Consider the following 2,692-nt stretch of genomic DNA (forward strand, 5'->3'; position numbering starts at 1 on the left):
CACGATCTGCCCGATGCCGCGCAGCAAGATACGCAGGTCGATCGACGGCGGGACGGGGCGGGCGGTAGGCATGATGGCGGCGGAACAGGGCGAGCCGCGAGCATAGGACACAATGCCATGCACCGGAATAGGGAATTCTGGATAGTCAGGATTTGTGGTCGATGCCCCGAAACGGTGAATGCAGATATCGATTCGTGCCCGAACGCCGCGCCGTTGGCGCTTTCGGCGGGGTTGCCCGCTTGGGACTCGCATTCCGGCGGTGGCCGGCACTTTCGTCGAACGATCTGTGCGACGATGCCCCGCATCGGGAATACCGGGAGGCGGAAGGATGCGCGAAGTGCGTTGGGCGTCGCTCGAAGGCGACGGGGTCGAACATCTGACGTTCGACCGGAGCGGCGGCGGGATCGTCGTCGAAAGCGCGGTGGTCGGCCAGCGGTATGGCCGTGCGTACGGGCTCGCGTATCGCGTCGAGTGCGACGCGCACTGGCGCGTGACCTATGCGGTGCTCAAGGTGATGGGCGGCGGCACGCTCGAACTGCATGGCGACGGCGCCGGCCACTGGCGCGACGGTTCAGGCCGCGCACTGCCGGAGCTCGACGGCTGCATCGACATCGACATCGCGGCGACGCCGTTCACGAATTCGCTGCCGATCGGCCGCCTCGGGCTCGCGCGCGGCGAGCGGCGGCCGATCGACGTCGCGTACATTTCGACGCCGCACCTGACGGTCACGCCGGTCAAGCAGGCCTACGCGTGCATCGAGCCGGGCCGGCGCTACCGCTACGAAGGGATCTTCCGCGATTTCACGGCGGAGATGGACATCGACGACGACGGGCTCGTCGTCGATTACGAGACGCTGTTCAGACGCCTGCCGGCGCCGGCGGTGCGCTGAACCCGGGCCACGGCCGGGGCGAGCGCCGGCCGCTCCTGCGCGGACGCGAAGCGGTCGATCCGCGACGCGATCATGTCCGGGTGGCGCAACACGATCCAGTGCGTGCCGTCGATTTCCTCGCGCACGTGGTCGCCGAGCCAGCGGTCGAGATCGACCGACATCTCGGGCGTCACATAGCGGTCGCGCACCGGCACCAGGATCTGCACGGGCGCCTGTGCATACCGTTCGCGCGGCTTGCGGGCCCGTGCGATGAAATTCGCGCGGTACAGCTGCAGGCCGTTCAGCGCGTTCTTCAGTTGCACGGGGTCGCGCTCGGCGCGCACGCGCTCGGTGAGCTGCAGCCAGCGCGGCCACAACGCCGCGCCGCCGAGCCGCCACACCAGCGATGGCACGAGCGGCAGGTGGAAGAACGCGATGTACCACGACTTCAGGCTCTGCTTGAGCCGCATCTTCGCGCGGAACACGTGATCGAGGCACGGGCCCGAGATCGACGTGTACGACGCGATCCGGCCGCGGAACGCGGGGTCGGTCACGGCCTCCCAGCACTGGATCGACCCCCAGTCGTGACCGACGAGGTGGAACGGCCGGCCGCCGCAGGTTGCGTCGGCCACCGCTTTCAGGTCGGCGGCAAGCCGCTCGAGCGTGTAGTCGGCGCGCCGGCGCGGCGCATCGGACGCGCCGGCGCCGCGCACGGCGTACGCGATCACGCGGTAGCGCTTCGCGAGCCGCGCGCGGATCGGCGCCCACACGGCCGCCGAATCGGGGTAGCCGTGCACGAGGATCAGCGGCGGGGCGCGACGCGACCCGCTTACGTAGACGGCGAGTTTCACGTCGCCGGACTGGACGGTCAGCATCTCGTGGGCGCGCGCCATGACGTCATGCCTGCGGAACCGGGTGCAGCGGCACGCGGCGCGGGGCGGCTTGCGCGGCGTAGCGCGCGTTGGTTGCGTCGATGTTCTCGAGCAGCGTGTCGAGCCCCTGCAGGTACTGGTGGTTGTCGTGGTCCCACGGGTGGAAACCGGGGCGGAAATAGTCGAGCCATTCGCGCGCGATGCTCGGGAACACGCCGTGCTTCGGGCTGTACAGGTACTTCACGAGGCGCCACATGCCGCCGAACTTGCCGTGTTCGCGACGGTGCGCGCGCATCAGGCGCACGTGGAAGTCGAACACGATCGCCCAGAAGAGCACGGTCGTCGTCAGCATCGTGCCCGTGCGCAGCAGGTAGCTGCCGAGGCCCGGCTTCATCACGGTGGCCCATACGTCGTACGACACCGCCTTGTGCTCGGTTTCCTCCATCGCGTGCCACATCCACATCTGCTGGTAGCCTTCGACCGAGCCGTCGATGCGATGCTCGTGGCCCGACAGCAACTGGTTCGCGAGGATCGCCGTGTAGTGCTCGAGCGCGATCGTGATCGCGAGCTGCATCGAATGCGGCAGCACCTTCTTGAACCAGCCGAGGATCGTCCACAGGCGCTTGTCGAGCTTGTGCGCGGGCAGGCCCGACGACTGCAGCAGGTCGTTGTATTCGATGTGCTCGCGCGTGTGCATCGCTTCCTGGCCGATGAAGCCGAGCACCTGCTTCTTCAGTTCCGGATCCTCGATCTGGTCGCGGTAGTTGCGCACCGAATCCATGAAGAAGCGTTCGCCGGCCGGGAACAGCAGCGACAGCGCGTTCATGAAGTGCGTGACCGGCACGCCCTGCACGTGCCAGTCGCGCGCGCGTTCGGGGGGCAGCGCGAAACGGATGTCACGCCGCACGGGCATCATGTTCGGGGTGGTCATGATTGTTCTCCTCCCTGGTTG

At 67.9% G+C, this 2,692-nt stretch carries 3 protein-coding genes and 1 pseudogene; 1 reads left to right on the forward strand and 3 read right to left on the reverse strand.

Annotation, left to right across the window (positions count from 1 at the left end):
- A pseudogene (locus tag JYJ84_RS38420) lies at positions 1–111 on the reverse strand (urea transporter); the annotation flags it as partial.
- A 217-nt stretch (positions 112–328) separates the two neighbouring features.
- On the opposite strand from JYJ84_RS38420, the gene JYJ84_RS33565 reads away from it, so the two are divergent.
- On the forward strand, positions 329–889 hold the full coding sequence (locus tag JYJ84_RS33565; RefSeq protein ID WP_205190048.1) for a putative glycolipid-binding domain-containing protein: 561 nt from the start codon (positions 329–331) through the stop codon (positions 887–889).
- Here the strand turns inward: JYJ84_RS33565 and JYJ84_RS33570 are convergent.
- Positions 844–1,761: an alpha/beta fold hydrolase gene (locus JYJ84_RS33570; protein WP_205190049.1), complete on the reverse strand. Its 918-nt coding sequence runs from the start codon at positions 1,759–1,761 to the stop codon at positions 844–846. The two genes, JYJ84_RS33565 and JYJ84_RS33570, sit on opposite strands and share 46 nt — an antisense overlap.
- A 4-nt stretch (positions 1,762–1,765) precedes the next feature.
- On the reverse strand, positions 1,766–2,671 hold the full coding sequence (locus tag JYJ84_RS33575) for a metal-dependent hydrolase (RefSeq protein ID WP_122947416.1): 906 nt from the start codon (positions 2,669–2,671) through the stop codon (positions 1,766–1,768).
- Between the last annotated feature and the right edge of the window lie 21 nt (positions 2,672–2,692).

It is taken from the genome of Burkholderia sp. LMG 13014 (assembly GCF_905232215.1).
Taxonomy (GTDB): domain Bacteria; phylum Pseudomonadota; class Gammaproteobacteria; order Burkholderiales; family Burkholderiaceae; genus Burkholderia.